A 19,318-nucleotide genomic window follows, 5' to 3' on the forward strand; every position below is an offset into this window, starting at 1 on the left:
TCTGAAATCGACATATGTCCAAGCCCTCTTTCGAGGCTGAACATCGACAATCATACGCTGATCCGGAAGGTGGGGTCAGCACAGCGCTTACGGTGAGCCCGAGCAGATGCCCTTTCAGCAGTAAGCGGTTTGGCTGCTTTGCGCCTCCATCTCGGTCGTAGAGGTCGTCATCGCGCGAGCCCTAATGCGGACATAGCTCCGCGGCAGCGTCATGTCTCCTGCGCGCCAATGGCGGCCATCCAATGCGTTTGCTCAAATTAATAATCGGCTGTACGGCGAAGCGTCGGCCGCGATCATTCGTCGCGGGAAAGCAAGGAGGCAAACCGCAGCGTGGTACTCTTGGGCTGCAGCCGATGTTCGAGAGCCTTGATGTTGAGTTTTAACGGCATCTGGCCAGCCATGCCGCTAAAGATGCAGGTTCCCGTCGGCAACGTCGGGATCGACTCCTCCGTCAGCTTGTCGATGTAGGACACGGCGCTCGCGATCGACTGCAGGTCCTTCTGGTTGATCAGCCGATGGATGAAGTAGTTATGGGCCTGAGAGGTGATCGTGGCCGAGATGTCGTTCGGCCTCTGGCTTGCGATCGTCACGAAGACGCCGAATTTGCGTCCTTCCTTGATGATCTCCTCGAACGTCTCGAGACGGTAGTCCTTCCACGCCTCCGTCTCCCTGGAGGACTCGGTGGACAGGATGTTGTGAGCTTCGTCGATCACGATGTTGAGGGTCTTTCTTCCCTGGAACGACGTCTTGTGTTCCTGGTAGATGCGCCGGCAGAGAAGAAGCGGGATCGTTTTCTTCATTTCCAGATTGACGTCGTTGAGATTGATTACGATGATGTTGCTCTCGAACAGCTCTCCCTGGATCGCAGGATCGAACACCTTCCGGATGTCCTTCTGCTTGCTGCGCAGCTTGTTTATCACCGGCGCGATATGTTCGTTCTGAGCGCGGTTCGCGAGCACGTCGTAGATTAGCTGGACGTAAGAGAAGGTGAGGAAATCCTCGATGATGTCGTCGGCAAATGCGAAATTGGCGACATGTTGATAAACGACTGTGTTCAATATCGCGGCCGGATCGTCGCGCAGCCAATGCTGACCGCATCTGAACTGCGAGGTGGTGTTATGCCATTCCAGGTCCATGGCTATTTCGACTACATTTCCAGTAGGGTCCTGCTCTGGAAGTAACTGACGTAGATAGTCGAAAAGCAGGTCGGCCCTAACCTTGTCCGACATCCTGAGAATCTGCGTAACCTGTTGACGGATCATGTTTCTCAGGTGCTCGGTCGGATCGTTTCCCTCCATGACCCGTTCGTACTGCGTCAGAACACGGCGCAGGAATGGCTTCTGGGTTTTCTCCGTGGCGTCCGAGACGATGGACAACATTTCAATGTCCAGCAGTCCGGCGTTGCCAAGCGGAATTCTGTCTCCTTGGTCATTTCGGGTTGAGAGATTGTAGATCGTCTTGTCATCAGCGATGCAATCCGCATGCGCGTATTCGCCGTTGAAGTCGAGCACCACGATTCGACAGTTCTCGTTGAACGCCTCGGCGTTGATCGCCCGCAGTTCCGTGACGAAATGCTGGTAGAGCGTCGCGAGCGTGTTCGACTTCCCGCTTCCCGTGTTACCGAAAATGGCGATGTGGCTGTTCATCAGTCCGTCGACCGGAAGAGCAATGTCGTAGCCTTCGTATTCCGACGTCGCGATGTGCAGGGCGATGCCGTCCTCCGCGATCAGATTGTGAACCTGGAGCACGCGATCACGGGTAAGCAGAAAGGCCTCGTTGCCGACGAGGGGCAGTTCCTTCGTCCCGCCGAAGAAACGACCCTTCCGGTCGATGAAGCCGACCAGCGATATGGAGAGCACACGACGCCCGCGCACCATCGGCTCGGGGTCTTCCAATCTTGAGGAATCCGGATTCGCGTTCTCGCCGTCAACTTTCCCGATGAGGCTCACGAAACCCTTTCGGATGTCGATATAGCTGCCGACCGCAATGTTCCTCAAGAGGTCGCCGTCATAAAACAGCTCCGACAGGTTCTTGTCCTTGTCGACGGTCACCAGGACGCGCCGCCCGGTGACGCCCGAGACTTCGCCGACGCGGAGGACAGCCTCCTTCTGGAGACGGACGTCGCTCATGCAGGCTTGCCGCCTTGCGGAATTACCTGCCGGAGGATCGAATTGAAGACCTTGAAGTCTATCGGAGGTCCAGCGCCTGGATTGATAACGGTTACATTCCGGTTCTGCGAGAACTTGTCCGAGAACGCGGCGACGTTGGCGCTTGAATAGGCGAATATTAGTAATTGGGCGGTTGGATTGCGCAACGCCCGCCGGGTGATGTCCAGGATATGCTCGTCCGCGAATGAGAAGCCGAAGGCGATCAGGAGCGCATTATCCCTGTCCATGCAGTTCGAATACAAGCGAAGCAAATCGAAATAGACCCGTTCCATAAGCGTCGACTCGAACTTGCGGACATTGGGCAGAATCACCGCCCGCTTGGCTAGCGCGATGGACACGGCACCTGGATTGTTCTTCTGCACGTGGCCAGAAAGGGATACGCCATTGGAGGCGAAGCGGATTTCCTTGTCTCCGTCGCGTTGCCAACTCAGGGAGCCGTGCACCTTTATCAGGTTCATGACGGGTAGCTCCGCGATCCGTTCGTTCGAGCTGCCGGATCGATAGGTCCTGTCGAAGTACTTTTCGGGCGAGAACACATACCTGCTTCCGACCGCCGATGTCCGGTCGAAGCCGTCGGTCAAGGTTACGTTGGGGAGCTTGGAGGCCGCCTTCTCGATGAAAAGGTCGTAGTTGGTGGTGAAGATGTTCGCCTGTCGGGGGAGCAGGATGTTCTTCCGCTCGAACAGAATACCGTCCACTGCGGACAGGAACTCGGTGTAATTCGCAAGCGTCTCAGTGATGGGCTGGTCGTCGATGTCCGCGAGCAGATCGACGTTCGTCTCCGCGAGTTCCTCGATGAACTCGAGCGCCTTGAGATCGGCGTCGGCGACGTTACCGCCGATCAGCAGACTGTTGATCTCCGCCTCGATATTTCCCGCGACTTTGATCGCGGGCATAGAAGCTCCGGACCCGACTAGGAAGTTGAGGTTTCCAGACTGAATGTAGGACTCAGCCAGCTTCCGTACGTCTTCAGGATTGTCCGAGAGAATCAGTGTCCGCGCCATGGTGCCGTCCTACGCTGCCAACTGGACAAGATTCAATTTCTTCAGTTCTTCCACAATCACCGCGCTCAACCCCAAGTCACGGACGTCGACCGTAGCCAGCCAGGATCGGGCATCCTGGACCGATAGGTTCGAGTTTGGAAAATTCGGCTCAAGAGCGGAAGCAGCGATTCTCGACAGTCCAAGCTCCATGAACGACCATCCGGACTTGGTCGCCACCCCCAGCTCTAGGGCGAGAGGGAAGTCGAAGATTTCGGCGATGCGGGCAGCGTTTCCCGTCTCCCGCAGCGCCAAATTCAATATGTCCACGTACGCTTTGCCCAGTTGAACGTACTGAAACCGCAGCACGTCCTCGATCATTTCGAACTCACGTCGGATGACGCCGTTGACGTCGACCTCACGCGGTGTCCGGACTCTGGCGTTGGGATTGGCCGCCTTCTCGGCTTCGTTTTCGGCGATCTTCTTAGTTCGCTTCTCCTCAGCCTTCTTCACCGCGATCGCGAGCAGCGCGGGATAGGGCAATCCCTTCATCCATTCTACCGCAGTACCCGCCGCGACCGCGCCGAACGCGTGCTGGACGTTGAAGACACAGCGCTGGATTCTAAGGAAAATAGAAGCATACCTCTTCTTCGAACCCGTGTCGTGCGGGTTGACTGGCAACAGCTCTTCGAATTCGCCCTCGGCGATCTTCGCCAACATGTTGTCGTAAAGACGCCGGAGCCCGAAAGGATCGACGGTCCAGTTCGTCGCGAGCAATGAGGACGGCAGACCGATCGTCGTGTATGCAGCGTTCGACATCTCCACGAGCGAGTTTCGATCCTCTGCTGCAAGCCCGCCTAAAGTCCGTTCGACGAACGGAGCGAGATCGCCCTTCGCCGCCCTGGAGATCAACAGTCCTGCCGCCGACCTTACCCTAAGGCCCTCCTCGTCCCGACGGCCGACGGCTGGCATGTCGCCCGCCAACGCGCTGTGGACCCGATCGGATGCGTCAGTGACGGTTCTCCCGAAGGCGGGCTCGATGCTGTAGCCGACGAATCGATCCATCGGCTTCTCGGGCCAGTCCTGATAGTCGACGAGGAATACGTTGCCGACGATGTCCTTCCTCATCCTTCCAGCGCGACCGGCGAAATTCCACATCGCTGCAGGATCGAGCGCGTCGCCCGATCCCCGTTCTGGAGTGTCGATGAAGACGTTTCGGGCGGGGAGGTTGACGCCTTGGAACAGTGTCGTGGTGCAGGCCAGGAACTTGATGGTCCCCTGCTTGAAAGCGGCCTCCAGCGACTCTCGAAGGAGAGTGGGCATCTTGCCATAGTGAAAGGCGACGCCCTTGCGCACCAGGTCGGCGAGACCATAACGCTCGTGGATGTGCTTCTCGATGAATACGGCCAAGTCCTCGAGCGACTTGTCGTCAACGACCTTGCACTCGCGTGCGATCAGCGTGGCGACCGTCTCCGAGTCCTTCGGCCCGGTCGAATAGACTAGGGAACCGTCCTGCTGGCCCAGTTCGAGCACCACCGCGGCGAGACGGGTAGCTGGCAGATCGAAGCCGCGGGAACCTGTGAGGCGGCCGAGATCGTGCGTGCCCGTTTCCGTTAAGAGACTGAGTTCGAGCGTGTTCGGTACCGCGCTCTTGGTCACCACGATCCTGTTCTGGATGACCGAAGGCATCGATGAAGCGGCGATCTTCATCGCCTGCCTGCCGATTGCCGTCCCGACTTCCTTGAAGCCGTCAGCTCCGGGGGCAAGCATCACCAGCCGCGTGTCGCCGTTGCGCTCGAGCGCCTGCTCCAGGCACTCCTGAAGGATCATGCCACGGGAGCCGTCCGACATGTTCTGCGCCTCGTCGGCGACGATCAGGTCGAAAACCATGTCCGAAATCGCCAGAAGGACCTGGAACCGCTCCTGCGTCAGGATGAATACCTGCTTGGGCAGGTCCTCGGAATCGCGGCTGGGAACGGTCGATATTCGGATGCCCGATTTGCCGTCGAGTCTGCGCTTTACGCTTTCGAAGACCTCCGACAGAAGCGCGCGTGTGGGGGCGACGTAGACCGCACAAAATTGGGACGCAGCCTCGACCGAGCGGCACATGTGTTCGATGACCAGGAACGACTTCCCCGCCGACGTCGGTGCCGTGATCGCGATCGCGTTTGCATCGGGAAGGCTGTCCCACGCCTCCTTTTGGAAATCGGTAAGCGCGATCGGTTCGGCACCGACCTGCACGGTATTCAAGGCTTTCGAGATCGACGTCCGCAGGAATTCCGTGAGGAAGTTTCCACCCGGCTCGGTCGCTCCGTGGCCGGCCGCATAGGTGACAGCCGGAAAGTTGCCGAGATCACTGAGTAGCCGAAGACTTCGGCTTCGGGCGTCTTCCCCGTGGTCCAAGAGCAACATACTCAACGCGATAGATTGCGCGAGATGGCGGTATTTCGCGCTCTCCGTCTGGGAGAAGACGCCCGCGCAATAGAGCATCTTGAAGGCCCCATCCTCGTCCAACGCCGGCTCGAGGTCCGTCATCGGCTGCGACAAGGTCTTTACTGCGGCGGCGCGCTGCAGCGAATTGTAGATTTCGTGGAACGCCTGATGGCTTGTCAGACGATTGGAAAGATCAAGTGCGAAACTCAAGTCGAAGCCTCCTCCAGCCCCGCCGACAAGACCGCTTCAACTTGGTCGACTTCCGCGGCCTCATCCTCGTCGGAACCGGCGATGTCTTCTATTCCAACGGGCAAGGGGACACCCATTTCTTGGTAGAAGCTCTTCCGCAACGCATTTACGTCTGGGACAGCGATATAGAACACCATGCATTTCCGCGGGGTGGCTCCGTTATTCTTCAGATGCTTCAATGCGGCAGCACGGTGAGGACCGTGTTTGGCGGCGTATGCTGCGGTGAAATGCTTTTCGTGGACGTCGATCGGGCCGTCCGTCACGGCCAACTTGTCCCCATACTTCTTCTCGGAATAGCAGATGACGCCGATATAGCGTTCGCGGCGATGGAGCTTCGGCTTCCCCAAGATGTCGAAGTGATCGAGCGCCAGTTGGCGTTCCGGCTCTTCGAGGGCGTCGAGATTTCCGAGTTCCGAGACGATCTGGTATTCCCGCAGATATTGCGACCGGTTCGAGAGGAAATTGGACGCCGACTCCGCGTAGTCCTTCGCTCCGCCATTCGCGCTCTTCGCGAGCTTGGCCTCGAGGAAGTATATCGTGAGCGCTCCGTTCTCGTACTTTGCGTGCACGCCGTCCAGGCCGTGGACGGGCATGTTCGACGAGGTCTTCAATCCCATCTTGGCCACGACCTGGGAGGCGTCAAGGTAATGTTGGACAACGCAATAGGCGAGAACCTCCGCGACTTCGCTGGCCCTGCTCGGATTCTTTTCGTTGAAGGCGATGAAGGCGTCGCGCGCGGCCTTGCCCACTCTCAGCATCGCCGACGGGTCCTTTTCGGCTTCCTTTTTAAGCGCCAGTTGCCTGCGTCGCGGGAGGGCATAGTAGAAGCACTGCTCCCAGAGGTACCGGGCGAGGTCTTCGATTTTCGGGAGGTCTTCGTTGAACCTGACATGAAGCAGAAATGTCCGCGGACCGTCGCCCAAGGCATCGATCGCATCCGCCCCGGCGCAGACGAGATGCTCGTCGACCGTCGAGGGGTTCAACAGCGCATGAAGCGCCGCTATCAGAGGACTGTCGTCGGGTTCGCTCAAAAGCAGGGTTCCGCAGTGATTCGCCTATCAAATATAAGACTTCGCGCTTAGATTGAGAGCTAATCCCAACGGTTTTATACGGTATCCACTTGTTTCGATGGTCCTCTCCTCCAACCGCTTAAACACAGTCGGGTTTCACACCGTCGCACACCATCGCAACGCTCAGTATAGATGGCTCAGCCCTGCCTCGAATCTATCAGATCGCTCCGACGCGACGCGTCGGATTACATGCGAAGGGGGACATAGCATGACGAAACCCGAAGTCTTTATAATAGAGTCTCTCAAATTCAGCGAAGAGACAGATTACCGCGAGGGCGAGATGATCTACCGATCCCTTCGCATGTCGCTGAAGGAACCCATCTACCGATACGTCCGCACGCTCACGGAGTTCGAACATTTCGTCGAGGAGTTCGGGGAGAGCAACTACCGCTATCTCCATATATCATGCCATGGGAGCAAGGGTGGGCTCAGCATGACGCTTGACCACATCACGACCCACGATGTCGGCGAGATCGTAGGTCCTGCCCTGGACGGCAAGCGCCTGTTTCTCTCGACCTGCCTGGCATCTACGCCCGCGATGGCGGAGGCCGTCTTCAAGAACGGCGGTTGCACCTCTCTCGCAGGTCCCAAAAACAAGATCAACTTCGACGACTCGGTGATACTCTGGACCTCGTTCTACCACTTGATGTTCAAGGCGAACCAGAAGGCGATGAAGCGCGACCAACTCAGGGGAACATTGTCGAAATGCGCTTCGACCGTGGGCGAGAAAATCAACTTCTACCGTCCGGGCAAGGACAGGACGGCCCTGCACGCGCTTCTCCCGGAGCCAATCCAGAAAACGACTGTCGCGCGAACCAGGGAGGCCTCAACGGGAGGCCGGCAAGCGCGCAACGGCTAGAAGCGCCGAGCGCCCCCAGTAACAACCGCTGACCGTTGATTTGCGCCGACGGCCCTGCCGTGACTGGCGGTAGATCGCGATTTTCCGCGTCTGAGGACGGCAGCTTTGGGCCGATAGTGGACTTCGGCGAATCGCGGCGGTCTGGCCGCTTTCGTCTCTTGCGTTCGGGAAGCAGTCAGACCGTAGGCGGCCCCCAACCGGTCCTCGGCAAACGGGCCAACCACTTGACTTTCCGAAATTCACTTTGAGAGGGAGCCCGGAATAACCCGGTCGTCTGTTCTAATCCCTTCAAGGCGCTCACGACCGGTACAATGAGCCGGTCGCTGCTTAATTCACCGACCGAAGAGACGGGCGACCAGGCGCGAGCTTGCAGAGGGAAGGCGACCCTCATCCAGTCCATTTGTTCGATAGTAGGCGAGAAGTCGCTCGCGCCCGAGTGTTCCTCGTTCCAAGGGAAGGAAACGAAGCGCATTACGACGGAAGATCTTGTCGCAAATATCGTCCGAAAGACCGCAGTCGGTGCGCAGGAAGGCGTTCACGCTTTCGATATAGTGATTATAGCCTGCCTCCTTCCCAAGCATGATCCAATCGCTCCCGTAAACGATGTGATCGCAACCGCTGTCGAATTTTTCCAGCCATTTATTGAAGGACCTCGCAAGGAAGTCTCGTTCTTTCGAGCCAGCCGAAAGCACCTCCGAAAAATAGCTGATGTCGGCGACCACGTTCCCGCCGGGATTTTCCTTGATGAATTCACCCAGCCGCCATTCCCAACTGCCATCCGGCAAAGGCATTCCTTCCCGTCCAGCCGACCGTGCGCTGAAACGACCGAAATGCGCGATACAAACCCGTAACTTGGGGAACTCCTTGAACACGGGGATCCAGTAGGCCGGATCGCCCCGCTTTGCATAATCTGGACCGGAACCGTTCGACGAATAGCCATGAGCCAATATTGGGGCATCGACATCGACACAGAGCTTGTAGAGGTCTCGAAGCGCAGCATCGAGTTCCTCGTTGGGCTCAAATCCCAGGCTCTTCACTGTTCGCTCCGGATATGGCGGCTGGTTGCCCGCGGGACGAAAGCCCATCGGCGGGTAGAGCTTGATGCCGATGAAACCATGTTTCATCAAAGCCGAATGGGCAGTCGCAAGCGAGCTTACGCTGCTTTTCCCTTTCCGGAATGCCACTTCCCGGAGTGGATCAAATCCCATGTAGCCGTGGACGACGGGACCGGATTTCGCTTTCGCCATGCGCTGTGAAATCCGGTCCATCACCACCATCTGCCGGGGTAAGGGCGAAGAGTCGACATCTTCATAGAGCCACTCATCATAGTCGACGAGCGCCGGCGTTAACAGGACCGGATTGAAGCCCTGGGCCTTGCTGTCAGCAATCAGGCGATCGACAAGGACGTGCCGGTAAAGGCGAAACAGACTGAACCAATTGAGATAGCGACCCACGGAATCTTGCCTCAGGAAAGCGCGCTGGCTGGCACCGCGGGCTTCTCCGATTGTGAGCGGTTCGTTCGCGCGCAGAGTCTTGATCGGGTCACCGAGCATATAATTGAGGAACTTTTCCTCGGAGATAGATGATCGTGTCGCCAGATCGCCCGGGGCCGCCATCGTAACGATCCGCCGCCTCTTCCGATCGAGTTCCAGGAGATGCCGGCTCGTGTCTTCGATCGCCGCTGCACGCGCTTTCTCGACCGTCAGAGAGGCCGCTTTCCCGTTCTGTCCGGTGTCGAGAAACGCGATCTCCTCATCCGCCGTCGGTGCGCTACCCGTGCCGAGTAGCTTCAGCAGAAGCGCGATGAATTCGTCGGTCACGTCGGGATCACGCACTGCGAGAATGCGGGCGGCCGACTGCTTGGGAAAATCTTCGAAGACGACTTGCCGCAGGAAGCGGGTGGTCGGCAGATCCGACGCATTGAAAACGTGGCAGTGAGCGTCGACCAATGGGACGCCTTCGCCCGGTACCGACGGGCTCGGTCGTCCGCAGCCCGCAGTCAATGCGACAGCAGACAAAGATGCCTGCGTTAAAAAAGCTCGACGTAGCATGATCATCCCCCAACTCGGCCTCGATGCAATGCGGACATGATCCCTACCAAGCGTTCTGATCGTGACAGACGAGGAGTCAAAAATTCAGCCGGGCGATCATCGGGCAGTGATCTGAGATCGCCAGTACCTGGTCTTTCCCGTTCGGCGTGCCTGCCTTGTTGCCACCAAGGTTTCCGATGCTCAGATGCTCGGCCGGGCCATCACTTTTGATTCCGGGGCCGACGAGGATGTGATCAAGCCCTACCGGATTGCGGCATCCGAGATAATTGTCCGAGGCGAGAAGCTGTGTTTCCGGCGGGGTCAGGTCGCGGATTTCGGCCTGGGTGCAGAGTGTCTGCCCGGCATCGCTGATCTGGCAGTGCTCATCGAGAATCTCGAGATTGGCGGCCGCCGGCTGCCCATCTGCGATTTCTTCTATAAGAGACCGGGAAAGCACCCCCGCCGGCCGCGGCGTTGAGGTCCCGCTGGTGTCGGTCCTGGCCGGCCGCTGGTCGCGCAGTTCATGCCAAAGGTTGCGGTTGAAATCGCCGAGTAGAACGATCTTGGCGCCATCGGCCGACGAGCGCTCAACCCAACTTTCGAGCGGGTCGAGCTGCTGCTGCAGGATCATGCAGTCCTTGCCGGTCCCCTCCAAGTTTCCACCGTCGAAGGGCGACACGCAACTCGACTTGAGGTGGACATCCATGATGCGAAGCAGTTTTCCACCGATCTTGAGTGTGACCGCAAGACCTGGGCGCGGCCGCTTGTCATCGGGGTTTGCGGGAAGGCTGAGCGCGTCCTCGATGGCGCAGGACACTTTTTCGCCAAGCGTTTTCTTCCAGGCGATGACCAGGCGCTGCACCTTGTATCCCGTGACGGGGCAGAAATCGTAATCGCTGCCGCCATTCGGAAGTACTTCCCGGACCGACTGCTCGCCACTGACTTCCTGGAAGGCGATGATGTCGGCGGGTATGGAACGAGCGATGAAGTTCGCGATCTGCTCCTGCCGCTTGCGGTAGGCATCAAGATTGACGCGAACGGTTCCGCCGGCGAAGTAAACGTTGCAGACGGGGAGGCGGCTGACGTCCCATCCCTCGATTTTGAATGCGTCGATGTCCCATCCTGGTCTGAACCCTGCCTCTTGCGACGGCTTGAACTTGCCGGTGGCGGGATCTTCGACATAGTTCTTCGAACATTCGCCGATCCACTGTTGGACCGTTTGCTGATCCATGTGCCAGCCGAGGTTCCAGGTGGCGATCGTCACCTGGCTTGCCAGGGCCTCGGCCGATCCGAATAGAACGAACAGGCATGCTGCCAGATAGCGGATCATCGACGTCCCCCTCGCCTCAAAGTTGATCTCAAGGAGTGAATTACAATTTTCTAATCTGCGCAAGAGTTCCGCGAGCGCGTGGGCAGCTATTTTCGAGCATTCTCGGGATTGGCAGCCGGTCAGGATGGGCGCCGGAGGTATTCCGGTTCAGCCAACCTGCTCCACAGACAGAGTCCCCATGGGGAGCGGCTTGATCAACGACTTGGCGGAAACGGTGGGATCGAGCCAGTCGGCCCAGGAGCCGCGTTCGAGGATGACGATCTGCCGGTCGTGGTAGGGCGCGATGTCCGGTCCCGGCTCCATCGTCAGCATCGTGAAGGCTTGGCCGACCTCCGGCGTTTCGCGCCAGATGCCGGCGATGCAGAAGATCGCCTCGTCATTCTTCGTGAGCAGCCACTTGTCCTTGCGTTTCTTTTTCGGGTCCTTCGGGTCGGTGAACTCATAAAAGCCGTCGGCGACGATCAGGCAGCGATTGGAGGCGAACTCTCGACCTTCCGACCGGAAATTATACACCGGCCGCTTATTGGGTCCGGGCCAGCTCCAGCGCCGCTGCACGAGCTCGGCCTCATCGCGGGCTCCGTCGATCGATCTGACGATGGGGCCGGCGTCGGTGATCTTGATGTCCTCGCGCGCTTCGAGGTTCGGTATGCCTTCGCCAAAGCGGATCTTGATCTTCAGGTCGGCGAAGTCTTTCGCGATCGAAGCTGCGTCCACCATCAGCCGATAATCATTGCACATGCGTCCCCCATTATAGGTTGGTTGCTTCGAAAAATCGTTCCTGATATGTTCTATCTATGACGAGCGCGAAGGTTTTCCAGTCCGACGCACCGCTTAACGAGCGCCGCGTCATCATAAGATGCCATGACGGCGATGTGGAGATGGTGGAGCTGCCATGGGGGCTGCGTCCCCGCGACGGCGGCCCGCGTGCCGTCAATGTCGTGCGATCGGAAGGGCGGACGTTCCCGAGCCACCGCTGCCTGGTCCCGGCCTCGGAGTTTCTCCATAAGGGCTTCAGCTTCTCGCTCGCCAATGGCGACTGGTTCTATTTCGCGGGGATATGGCGGCCGGCGTTCGATGAATGGCCGGAGGCCTATGCCATCCTGACCATCGAGGCGAGTGCCGATATCGCGCCCTTCCACGATAGGCAGATGGCGGTGCTGACACGAAACCAACGCATGGCCTGGCTCGACGCACTTGTCCCCGAAGAGGAGATTCTCCGGCCGCTGCAGGCTGGCACCTTCCGGGTCAAGCATCGCGCGGGCGTTTCTGCCCAGAAAATGCTGGCGGTCTAAAGTGCCAGTTGCAACTGCGGCTCCGTCTCGGAGGCCCGCCGCTCCAGCGACGACAGCGATACGCCGAGCAGGCGGATGCCCTTTCGAGGCGGAAAGATCGGCGCCAGCAGCAGGCCGACGATCTCCTCCAGGTTGGCGATGGCCGGCAGAGGTGCGGGAACCGTCTTGCTGCGGGTGATCTGGTTGAAGTCGGCATATTTGACCTTAAGCGTCACCGTCTTGGCGCCGATCCCATTGGCCTCGCAATAGGCCCACACCTTTTCGATCAGCGGCTGAAGCCCTTCACGGGCCGGCTCAAAGGTATGGAGGTCCTGGGAAAACGTATCTTCCGCGCCGATGGACTTGCGCACCCGGTTCGGCTTGACTTGGCGCTCGTCGATGCCGCGGGCGATGCCGTAAAAATACGGCCCCGACTTCCCGAAATGCTCGACCAGGAACTCGAGCGTCTGCTGCTTGAGATCGGCGCCGGTGTCGATCCCGAGCCGATGCATCTTTTCGGCCGTCGCGGGGCCGACCCCATGGAATTTCTTGACGGGGAGGGCTTCGACGAAGGCCGGCCCGTTCTTCGGGGTAATGACCGCCTGGCCGTTGGGCTTGTTGAGGTCGCTCGCCATCTTGGCGAGGAACTTGTTGTAGGAAATGCCAGCCGAAGCGTTAAGACCGGTCGCCTGCTTGATCCTGGTGCGGATCTCCAGCGCGATCTCGGTTGCGATCTCCATCCCTTTCAGATTCTCGGTGACATCGAGATAGGCCTCGTCGAGCGACAGCGGTTCGATGAGTGGCGTGTATTCGGCAAAGATCTCACGGATCTGCTGCGACACGGCCTTGTAGACATCGAAGCGGGGCGGCACGAAGATCAGCTCCGGACATTTGCGCTTGGCGGTCACCGACGGCATCGCGGAGTGGACCCCGTATTTGCGCGCCTCGTAGCTCGCCGCCGCGACCACCCCACGGGCAGCCGATCCACCGACGGCAATCGGCTTGCCGCGCAATTCCGGATTATCGCGCTGCTCGACCGACGCATAAAAAGCATCCATGTCGACGTGGACGATTTTTCGGACGAGGGTCGAGCTCATGTCTTTCATGGCGCTTCAGCGATCGCGATCAGATCGGCTTTAGACATTCATGCCGAAACAAAAAGAGAACATAGCAGCCTTCGGCGCGATATCAACCACTTCAAGGGACGCCTCGGGGCCTGCCGTCGAAACCATTCGCTCTCGCCTACAAATGATAGTTCCCGCAACACTTGATTGGGCCCCCAAGCTCCACCCCTGCTCATTCGAAAGCAGGCGGAGTAGGCTCCGTGGCAGACATCCAGTGCACCCACACGCGGACCCCGCGATCCTTCAACGTGTCGAAGATGCGCCTGGTTGGCGTGCCGGCCGTCGCCACCTCGTTATAGACTCCGTCGTCGAGGATCCTGACTTCTTTCAGCCTCGGCAAGTCGAGCAGAGCTTCGATGTGATCGATCCCGGTGCTGAGCTTCAGGTGTTCCAGTTTAGGAAGGGACACGAGGGTGCGCACGTCGACGTTTCCGATCATCGAGATTGCGGAAAACCTTTTCAGGTTCCTGCAAAGCTCGATCCCCGACAGGTCTTTCACATCGAAGACATCATCTTCGCCGTCCCAGAAATACCAGGCGTACTCATAAACGGTTCCGCCGCCGTCGAACTCGATCTCCTCCACCGTGGCGACGAGTTCGTCGGTCAGTGGATATCGTTCCAGATAGTCCCGTGCCTCTGGAATGATTTCATAGCCTTCGTCCTCGAGATCGACGGCTCGTCCGAGAACGTGGGCCGCAAGCTGCGCGGGCGTGCCGAGATCAATGTGCTTCGCGTCGAGAAGCGAAGACAGCACAACGAGCTTGAGGTTTGGATCCGCAAAGGGAGCACCGGCAACGCTCACTGCGGCCGGATAGGATGGCTCCGTCGGTTCCGGATATTCCGCCGCGGGGTTGGAGAAGCCGATTTCGTTGACGGTCTCAAGCGTGAGGCTGACACGCATGGTATAGCCCTCGGGAAATCGTCGCACGCCCATTCGGACGCCTCGCATCATTGGAAGGTCGTCTCCGATCTCAAGCGACGGCATGGCGGAGCGCACCTGCTCGATCGTCATTCCCATTGCGATCTCGCCGACCGGATGCAGGAAGCGATGGTCGTAGTCGAGCATTCCGATCAACCCATCCCGATCGATCCATGCGACGAAGCCGTGGCTGTTTTCGAGCAGGTCGATCTTGCCGCCTTTATGTGGAGCAAGTGGCTTCCAGGCGGCACCCATTGCTGCCTCGACCCTCGCCATCGGCATTCCGGGCCTTAGGGCTGCGAGCGCCGCGATATCCACACTGTCGTTCGATGCTGCCGTCACCCGCCCTCCAGGAATGCTCGCAAGCGCAACCGCAGCCACGCCAACCATCAGATCTCGCTTCCGCATCAAAACGTCAGCCATTCCCTAAGTCCTCGGCTATTTTGTAGCGTCGTGGGAAAATATGCGTGGTCCAACCGGCCTTTCAACCGCGCCCACTTTGCGAGCTCCCTCTCAGGACTTGTCTCGCCCGCCATCCGTGCCAAGGTTCGCCCTGCCTGCTGCTCCCAGGCGAGCCAATACAGGGGCTGAAAACGGCCGGCCTGACCATTTCAGCACACTGTCGCGGAAATCTTGCCGCTCCTCCTCCGAGCTGAATACGCGCGACGGCCACGGGTGGGAGGCGAGTTTTGACATCCAAAAATGGAAGGTTCCCTCATCCTCCTCGAGCGCATAGAGCGAATCCCACGTGCATGTGACGGTCTGGCCGAGGACGGTATAGCTGATGCCATTTGTGTCCACGGTGGATTCGACGGGTTTGCCTATGACGCCTGCTTTCGCCAGCCGCCGGCGGTACATAGAGCGGAGGAATTGCCGTGCGGGCTTGAGCAACAGGTAGGTCAGCGCGGTGCAAGCGCCAATCGTGGTCGCTTCATATACGATAAACGTGACGACGTCGCCGGCCTGCCATTTGTCGAAATTCGTGAAGAGCGAGATAAAAAGTGCAACCAGTCCAACCGCTCCGACGGTTAGACCGGTGGGCAGGAGTTGACGCGATGCATGTAGGATGTCGAGATGATCATCGAGCTCCAATGCGAAGCTCTTGCGAAAAGCGGGTCGTTCCGCCGACGCCCAGATGTTCGGGACAGAGCCAGGGGGGCGCTGCTGGGACATGTCTCACACTCCGAATGTTGGCTGCAACTGTGTAGATTGAGCTCTCAGTACGGCTGCCGGCGCAAACCTCTGGCGGGGAACCTATCCTAAGTGGCGCACGCGGAACAACTCACTACCGACTTTAGAAGGCGTCCGAAACGGGGAGATCCCCGGCAGCGATAAGGCTTGAAGACTGGTCCAAAAGCGTGCAAATTCCAAGCCTGATACAACCTGTGACATGCAGGCGGATGCTATGCCCAATGTCTTTTCCATCTTAACCCGCCGTCATCTGCTTGAGACGGGCCTATTGATTTTGACCTCGCCGACGCTGCTTGGCGCGAGTTTTGAGAAGGAATCAACTTTGCAGTCACGTTGGAAAGAATGGCAAGCGAAGTGGCGTTGGATGGAGGGTATCGCTCGAAAACGCGGCTGGGAAATAACCCCACTTCAAATCGCGCCCCCCGCCACGGAGCCGGACGTCGCAGCCATCGAACAACGCTACCGAATGGCCATTCCAGCTCAATTGCGCGCGGCCCTGACGACGTTGTCGGGCGAGGTGACCTTCGGCTGGCATATTCCGTCACACCTTCACTCCATGGAACGGGACCACATGCCCACCATGAGTTTCAATCGCTATGCTGTCTGGAGCCTTGCCCATATCGATCGAATGGCAATGCCGATCTTTCTCGATTGGAAGGAAGGCCTGGCGTCGCGCGATTTGTCGGAGGCCCCGAACCGGCCGGAACTATGGGAAAACCAGTTTGCTTTTTATAATCTCGTCAATGGCGATTGGTTGACGATCGATACCTCCAATCCTGATCCGGCAAAACAGCCGGTGCGCTACTTCTCGCACGAATTGGAAATGATTCACGGTTTGGCGCTCGCCGCGGACTTTTTCACCTTCATCGATCAGATGTCCAAACTTGGGCTGGCCGGCACGGAATGGGCCTCCTGGATGCGTTTCAGCAAGGGTCAGGAAAAAGATACGTTCTACCTCGAAGCCGACAGCGAGGGTTCGAAAGCATGGATCGCATGGCTGGAGCGTGATCCGATCAATTCGGACGCCGACGAGCCTCCGCTGGCTGTCCTTGAGACGACGGTTGCGGATCGTGCTCTGCTCGATGCGGCGCGGGCCAATTCGTTCGCAGGTGTCAATGCCGCGCTCTTGGCCGGCGCCAAGCCCGACTGCGTGCCGACGAGCGAATGGCTGATGGACAAAATGGCCTGGAACGACGAGTTCTCCACAGCGATTACTTACGCAACACGTCATAACAATACAGCCCTGATCGAGCGCCTCGTCAAAGCAGGTGCGACGCTCAACACGCGGCTCCTGCCCCTCAACGCCGCAGTCAAGGAGAGCTCGCTCGCCACCGTCCGCTGGCTCATTGCCAACGGCGCGCGCGTCAATGGTTGGAAGCAACAGCGCTATTGGCCCCTTCACGATCTCGTCGTCACGCGCGCAGAGATGGCCTCGATGACCCGGGAGGAATACCGCGAACAGCTGGTCGAAAGCTCCAGTTTCGGCGACCCATCGATATATGACAAACTGATTGAGGACGCGGAAGACGAGGAAACCCGCAAGGATTACCGCGAAGCCAAACGCGTCATGGAGGAACGATCCAGAAAATCACTTGAGGAGGTCGACAGAAAACTTGAGGCCCACCTCAGCCGCGATGAATATCTGCAAATGCTGGACGCATTGCTCGGCGCTGGCGCCGATCCGGACGCACGCTGGGACAACGGCATTACCATGCTCGGCTGGGGCGGTGATGCGACGGCAAAGGTCCTGCTCGCCCACGGCGCCGATCCGAACATCCGCGACATCCATGGCACGACGCCGCTCCACTCGGCGAGGACGGGAGACAAGGTGCGCATCCTTGTTGCAGGCGGTGCCGACATCAACGCGCTGGCCACTCTGCCTGAAGGTGAGAGAGGGATGAATTATACGCCGCTGCAGGCTGCGCTGCTCTCCGGAAAGCTTGAGGGGGACAGCCCGATCAAGGCCCTGCTCGAGCTGGGAGCGGACGCCACCCTTGCTGATGCGGATGGACGTTCGACGCTCGCCTACTGTTACGATCAAGACCGCTTCACGCTGATCATGGCCAAAGGGCTTGATCCCTTGGCTCTACAGCCGGGCAAGCAGACCCTCCTGCACAATCTAACCGTCTATCACTGGCTGCCGCGACAGCAGTTCCCGGCGGAGGTTGCTTTTCTCGATTTTCTCCTTGGTTTGGGGATCGACATCAACGCGCGCGACGGCAAGGGCCGCACCATGCTGCATTATGCTGCTGAACATGAAGACTACGACGAGGCCGTTCCCAACTATGAACTTCTCCTTGCCAGAGGCGCTGATAAGCACTTGGCCGACAATGACGAAAAGCGTCCCTTTGATCTTGTTGCGAAGTCTCTGAAAAAGGTCCGCGCCTTATTGAAGTGATACAGAGAAGTTGTCTGTTCGGCTGGAGACGGCATGAGAAAACGGGAATTCCTGATCGGCGCGGTTCTTCTGGCGCTGTCCGCGGCAGCAGGATGTGAAGCCATGGCGGCGTCGAACGAGGTTGATGCCGCAGCGCTTGCGGCGCTACGCCCGGGCATGCCGATGTCGGCGGTCGAAAAGGCCATAGGCTCTGCCTGGCGTGCGCCGGCGCCGCATAAGGGCGGCGTCATAGACATTCTCGAAAACACCCATGGCGTTATCGTGCGGATCGATCGAAAAGGGCTGATCGGCAGGATCGATTTCAACTCCCGCTTCATGCATACCATCGCCGGCATTCCCATGGGCATATCCCTTGCCGATCTCCGCGCGACAGCGCCGGATATGGAGATCGGCAAGGAAAGCGCGACGAGTGGGGGCGCTCGGTTCGGAACGAAGCGGCTGCCGGAAGGCACCCTTTCCGTCCGCATCACGTTCGACAAAGTCTCCGGCATCGCCATTTTCAATCCGGATGCGGAATATGCGGAGCCGAGCGCTCCACCTTACGCTGCCGTGAGCGGCGCTCCCGGCGCTCCTTTCTCAGATCCGAACCTGAAGTTGGCGGTGCTGTTATCGCTTCTCGATGCGAAACTGCTTGATCTCGGCACGCCGGAGCAGCTCGCGACCCATGTGCTCGGGCGTCCGGTCGATCTGGAGAGGGATGGCTACGAGCTCATCCCGGAAGCGCTGGATTACCTCGTCCGTTATCCGCTGACTGACCAACTGCTGGCCTCCGTCGAGGATATTGAGCTCGATGGCGGCGCGGCGATCTATTCGTTCGCCTGGTATTTCTGGGGCGGCGAGGAAAACGCCTTCGATGTGACGGACCTCTCCGGGATCCGTTTCTGCCCCAACCTGAAAAGCTTTTCGGTCAACTCCATGATCGACAAGGTCGATCTTCGCGCCCTCGTTCCGCTCAGGAAACTCGAGCGGGTCGACATCAATGTCCCGTCCGAGAATCTCGATGCCTTGCTCGATCTGTCGGCGCTCAAAGAGGCGGGACGGTTTCGCAAGAAGTCGGGCACACAAGATATCTTCGAGGAGTTGGAGCGGCGCGGCGTGCAAGTGTACTGATCGCAGTCGGCCAACACATCCGATGCTCGGATCGAGGTCGTTCTGTGGTTCCGATCATAGCATGCGAAAATATTCCCAACTCCCCATCGAATTGAATCCGTTCATGGAATCTGGCAGGCCATCCCTACGCTCAACTTGAGCGCGTCGCGTGCGCATTGACTCGTTCTCGCTTAAAGAACAAATAGG

Annotated in this window: 14 protein-coding genes; 4 read left to right on the top strand and 10 right to left on the bottom strand. The window is 58.7% G+C overall.

The features are described from left to right. Positions 1-293: 293 nt before the first annotated feature. From BBJ66_RS17320 to BBJ66_RS17335, 4 genes are all read right to left on the bottom strand, one after another. On the bottom strand, positions 294-2,129 hold the full coding sequence (locus tag BBJ66_RS17320) for an ATP-binding protein (protein WP_071088545.1): 1,836 nt from the start codon (positions 2,127-2,129) through the stop codon (positions 294-296). Next, complete coding sequence (locus BBJ66_RS17325) at positions 2,126-3,064, bottom strand: SIR2 family protein (protein ID WP_161492679.1); 939 nt, start codon at positions 3,062-3,064, stop codon at positions 2,126-2,128. Before BBJ66_RS17325 ends, BBJ66_RS17320 begins: the two co-directional genes overlap by 4 nt. Positions 3,065-3,181: 117 nt before the next feature. Beyond that, positions 3,182-5,791: a DEAD/DEAH box helicase gene (locus tag BBJ66_RS17330; protein WP_071088549.1), complete on the bottom strand. Its 2,610-nt coding sequence runs from the start codon at positions 5,789-5,791 to the stop codon at positions 3,182-3,184. Then, complete coding sequence (locus BBJ66_RS17335; RefSeq protein WP_071088551.1) at positions 5,788-6,861, bottom strand: HamA C-terminal domain-containing protein; 1,074 nt, start codon at positions 6,859-6,861, stop codon at positions 5,788-5,790. Before BBJ66_RS17335 ends, BBJ66_RS17330 begins: the two co-directional genes overlap by 4 nt. Before the next feature lie 247 nt (positions 6,862-7,108). On the opposite strand from BBJ66_RS17335, the gene BBJ66_RS17340 reads away from it, so the two are divergent. After that, positions 7,109-7,759, top strand: a complete 651-nt coding sequence (locus BBJ66_RS17340) for a hypothetical protein (protein WP_071088553.1) — start codon at positions 7,109-7,111, stop codon at positions 7,757-7,759. A 332-nt stretch (positions 7,760-8,091) separates the two neighbouring features. Here BBJ66_RS17340 and BBJ66_RS17345 read toward each other — a convergent pair whose 3' ends face one another. The 3 genes from BBJ66_RS17345 to BBJ66_RS17355 all read right to left on the bottom strand — a co-directional run bounded on the left by BBJ66_RS17345 (position 8,092) and on the right by BBJ66_RS17355 (position 11,857). Continuing rightward, complete coding sequence (locus tag BBJ66_RS17345; RefSeq protein WP_244511698.1) at positions 8,092-9,708, bottom strand: amidohydrolase family protein; 1,617 nt, start codon at positions 9,706-9,708, stop codon at positions 8,092-8,094. Between the two features lie 178 nt (positions 9,709-9,886). Beyond that, complete coding sequence (locus tag BBJ66_RS17350; RefSeq protein WP_071088554.1) at positions 9,887-11,119, bottom strand: endonuclease/exonuclease/phosphatase family protein; 1,233 nt, start codon at positions 11,117-11,119, stop codon at positions 9,887-9,889. Positions 11,120-11,266: 147 nt separating this feature from the next. Further along, on the bottom strand, positions 11,267-11,857 hold the full coding sequence (locus tag BBJ66_RS17355) for an SOS response-associated peptidase family protein (RefSeq protein WP_071088556.1): 591 nt from the start codon (positions 11,855-11,857) through the stop codon (positions 11,267-11,269). Positions 11,858-11,913: 56 nt separating this feature from the next. Here BBJ66_RS17355 and BBJ66_RS17360 point away from each other — a divergent pair, with 56 nt between their 5' ends. Next, on the top strand, positions 11,914-12,411 hold the full coding sequence (locus tag BBJ66_RS17360) for an SOS response-associated peptidase family protein (protein ID WP_071088558.1): 498 nt from the start codon (positions 11,914-11,916) through the stop codon (positions 12,409-12,411). Here the strand turns inward: BBJ66_RS17360 and dinB are convergent. From dinB to BBJ66_RS17375, 3 genes are all read right to left on the bottom strand, one after another. Continuing rightward, entirely contained in the window at positions 12,408-13,496 is a 1,089-nt protein-coding gene (gene dinB / locus BBJ66_RS17365; protein WP_071088560.1) for a DNA polymerase IV, read from the bottom strand. The genes BBJ66_RS17360 and dinB overlap by 4 nt on opposite strands. A 190-nt stretch (positions 13,497-13,686) precedes the next feature. Then, a complete protein-coding gene (locus tag BBJ66_RS17370; protein WP_244511702.1) occupies positions 13,687-14,856 on the bottom strand; it encodes a DUF7256 domain-containing protein in 1,170 nt (389 codons plus the stop codon). A 90-nt stretch (positions 14,857-14,946) separates the two neighbouring features. Further along, complete coding sequence (locus tag BBJ66_RS17375; protein WP_071088564.1) at positions 14,947-15,606, bottom strand: YcxB family protein; 660 nt, start codon at positions 15,604-15,606, stop codon at positions 14,947-14,949. Positions 15,607-15,838: 232 nt separating this feature from the next. On the opposite strand from BBJ66_RS17375, the gene BBJ66_RS17380 reads away from it, so the two are divergent. Next, entirely contained in the window at positions 15,839-18,022 is a 2,184-nt protein-coding gene (locus BBJ66_RS17380; RefSeq protein WP_161492680.1) for an ankyrin repeat domain-containing protein, read from the top strand. A 33-nt stretch (positions 18,023-18,055) separates the two neighbouring features. Then, complete coding sequence (locus tag BBJ66_RS17385) at positions 18,056-19,132, top strand: DUF7256 domain-containing protein (RefSeq protein ID WP_244511704.1); 1,077 nt, start codon at positions 18,056-18,058, stop codon at positions 19,130-19,132. Positions 19,133-19,318: the final 186 nt, after the last annotated feature.

The sequence above is a fragment of the Rhizobium sp. RSm-3 genome (genome assembly GCF_001854685.1).
In the GTDB taxonomy this organism is placed as follows: domain Bacteria; phylum Pseudomonadota; class Alphaproteobacteria; order Rhizobiales; family Rhizobiaceae; genus Rhizobium; species Rhizobium ecuadorense.

Excerpts from the sequence above, each read along its gene's own strand:
- BBJ66_RS17325 (WP_161492679.1), bottom strand. The coding sequence starts at position 3,064 with ATGCCCGCGATCAAAGTCGCGGGAAATATCGAGGCGGAGATCAACAGT.
- BBJ66_RS17360 (WP_071088558.1), top strand. The coding sequence starts at position 11,914 with ATGACGAGCGCGAAGGTTTTCCAGTCCGACGCACCGCTTAACGAGCGC.
- dinB (WP_071088560.1), bottom strand. The coding sequence starts at position 13,496 with ATGAAAGACATGAGCTCGACCCTCGTCCGAAAAATCGTCCACGTCGAC.
- BBJ66_RS17355 (WP_071088556.1), bottom strand. The coding sequence starts at position 11,857 with ATGTGCAATGATTATCGGCTGATGGTGGACGCAGCTTCGATCGCGAAA.
- BBJ66_RS17340 (WP_071088553.1), top strand. The coding sequence starts at position 7,109 with ATGACGAAACCCGAAGTCTTTATAATAGAGTCTCTCAAATTCAGCGAA.
- BBJ66_RS17385 (WP_244511704.1), top strand. The coding sequence starts at position 18,056 with ATGAGAAAACGGGAATTCCTGATCGGCGCGGTTCTTCTGGCGCTGTCC.
- BBJ66_RS17350 (WP_071088554.1), bottom strand. The coding sequence starts at position 11,119 with ATGATCCGCTATCTGGCAGCATGCCTGTTCGTTCTATTCGGATCGGCC.
- BBJ66_RS17380 (WP_161492680.1), top strand. The coding sequence starts at position 15,839 with ATGCCCAATGTCTTTTCCATCTTAACCCGCCGTCATCTGCTTGAGACG.
- BBJ66_RS17320 (WP_071088545.1), bottom strand. The coding sequence starts at position 2,129 with ATGAGCGACGTCCGTCTCCAGAAGGAGGCTGTCCTCCGCGTCGGCGAA.
- BBJ66_RS17370 (WP_244511702.1), bottom strand. The coding sequence starts at position 14,856 with ATGGCTGACGTTTTGATGCGGAAGCGAGATCTGATGGTTGGCGTGGCT.
- BBJ66_RS17375 (WP_071088564.1), bottom strand. The coding sequence starts at position 15,606 with ATGTCCCAGCAGCGCCCCCCTGGCTCTGTCCCGAACATCTGGGCGTCG.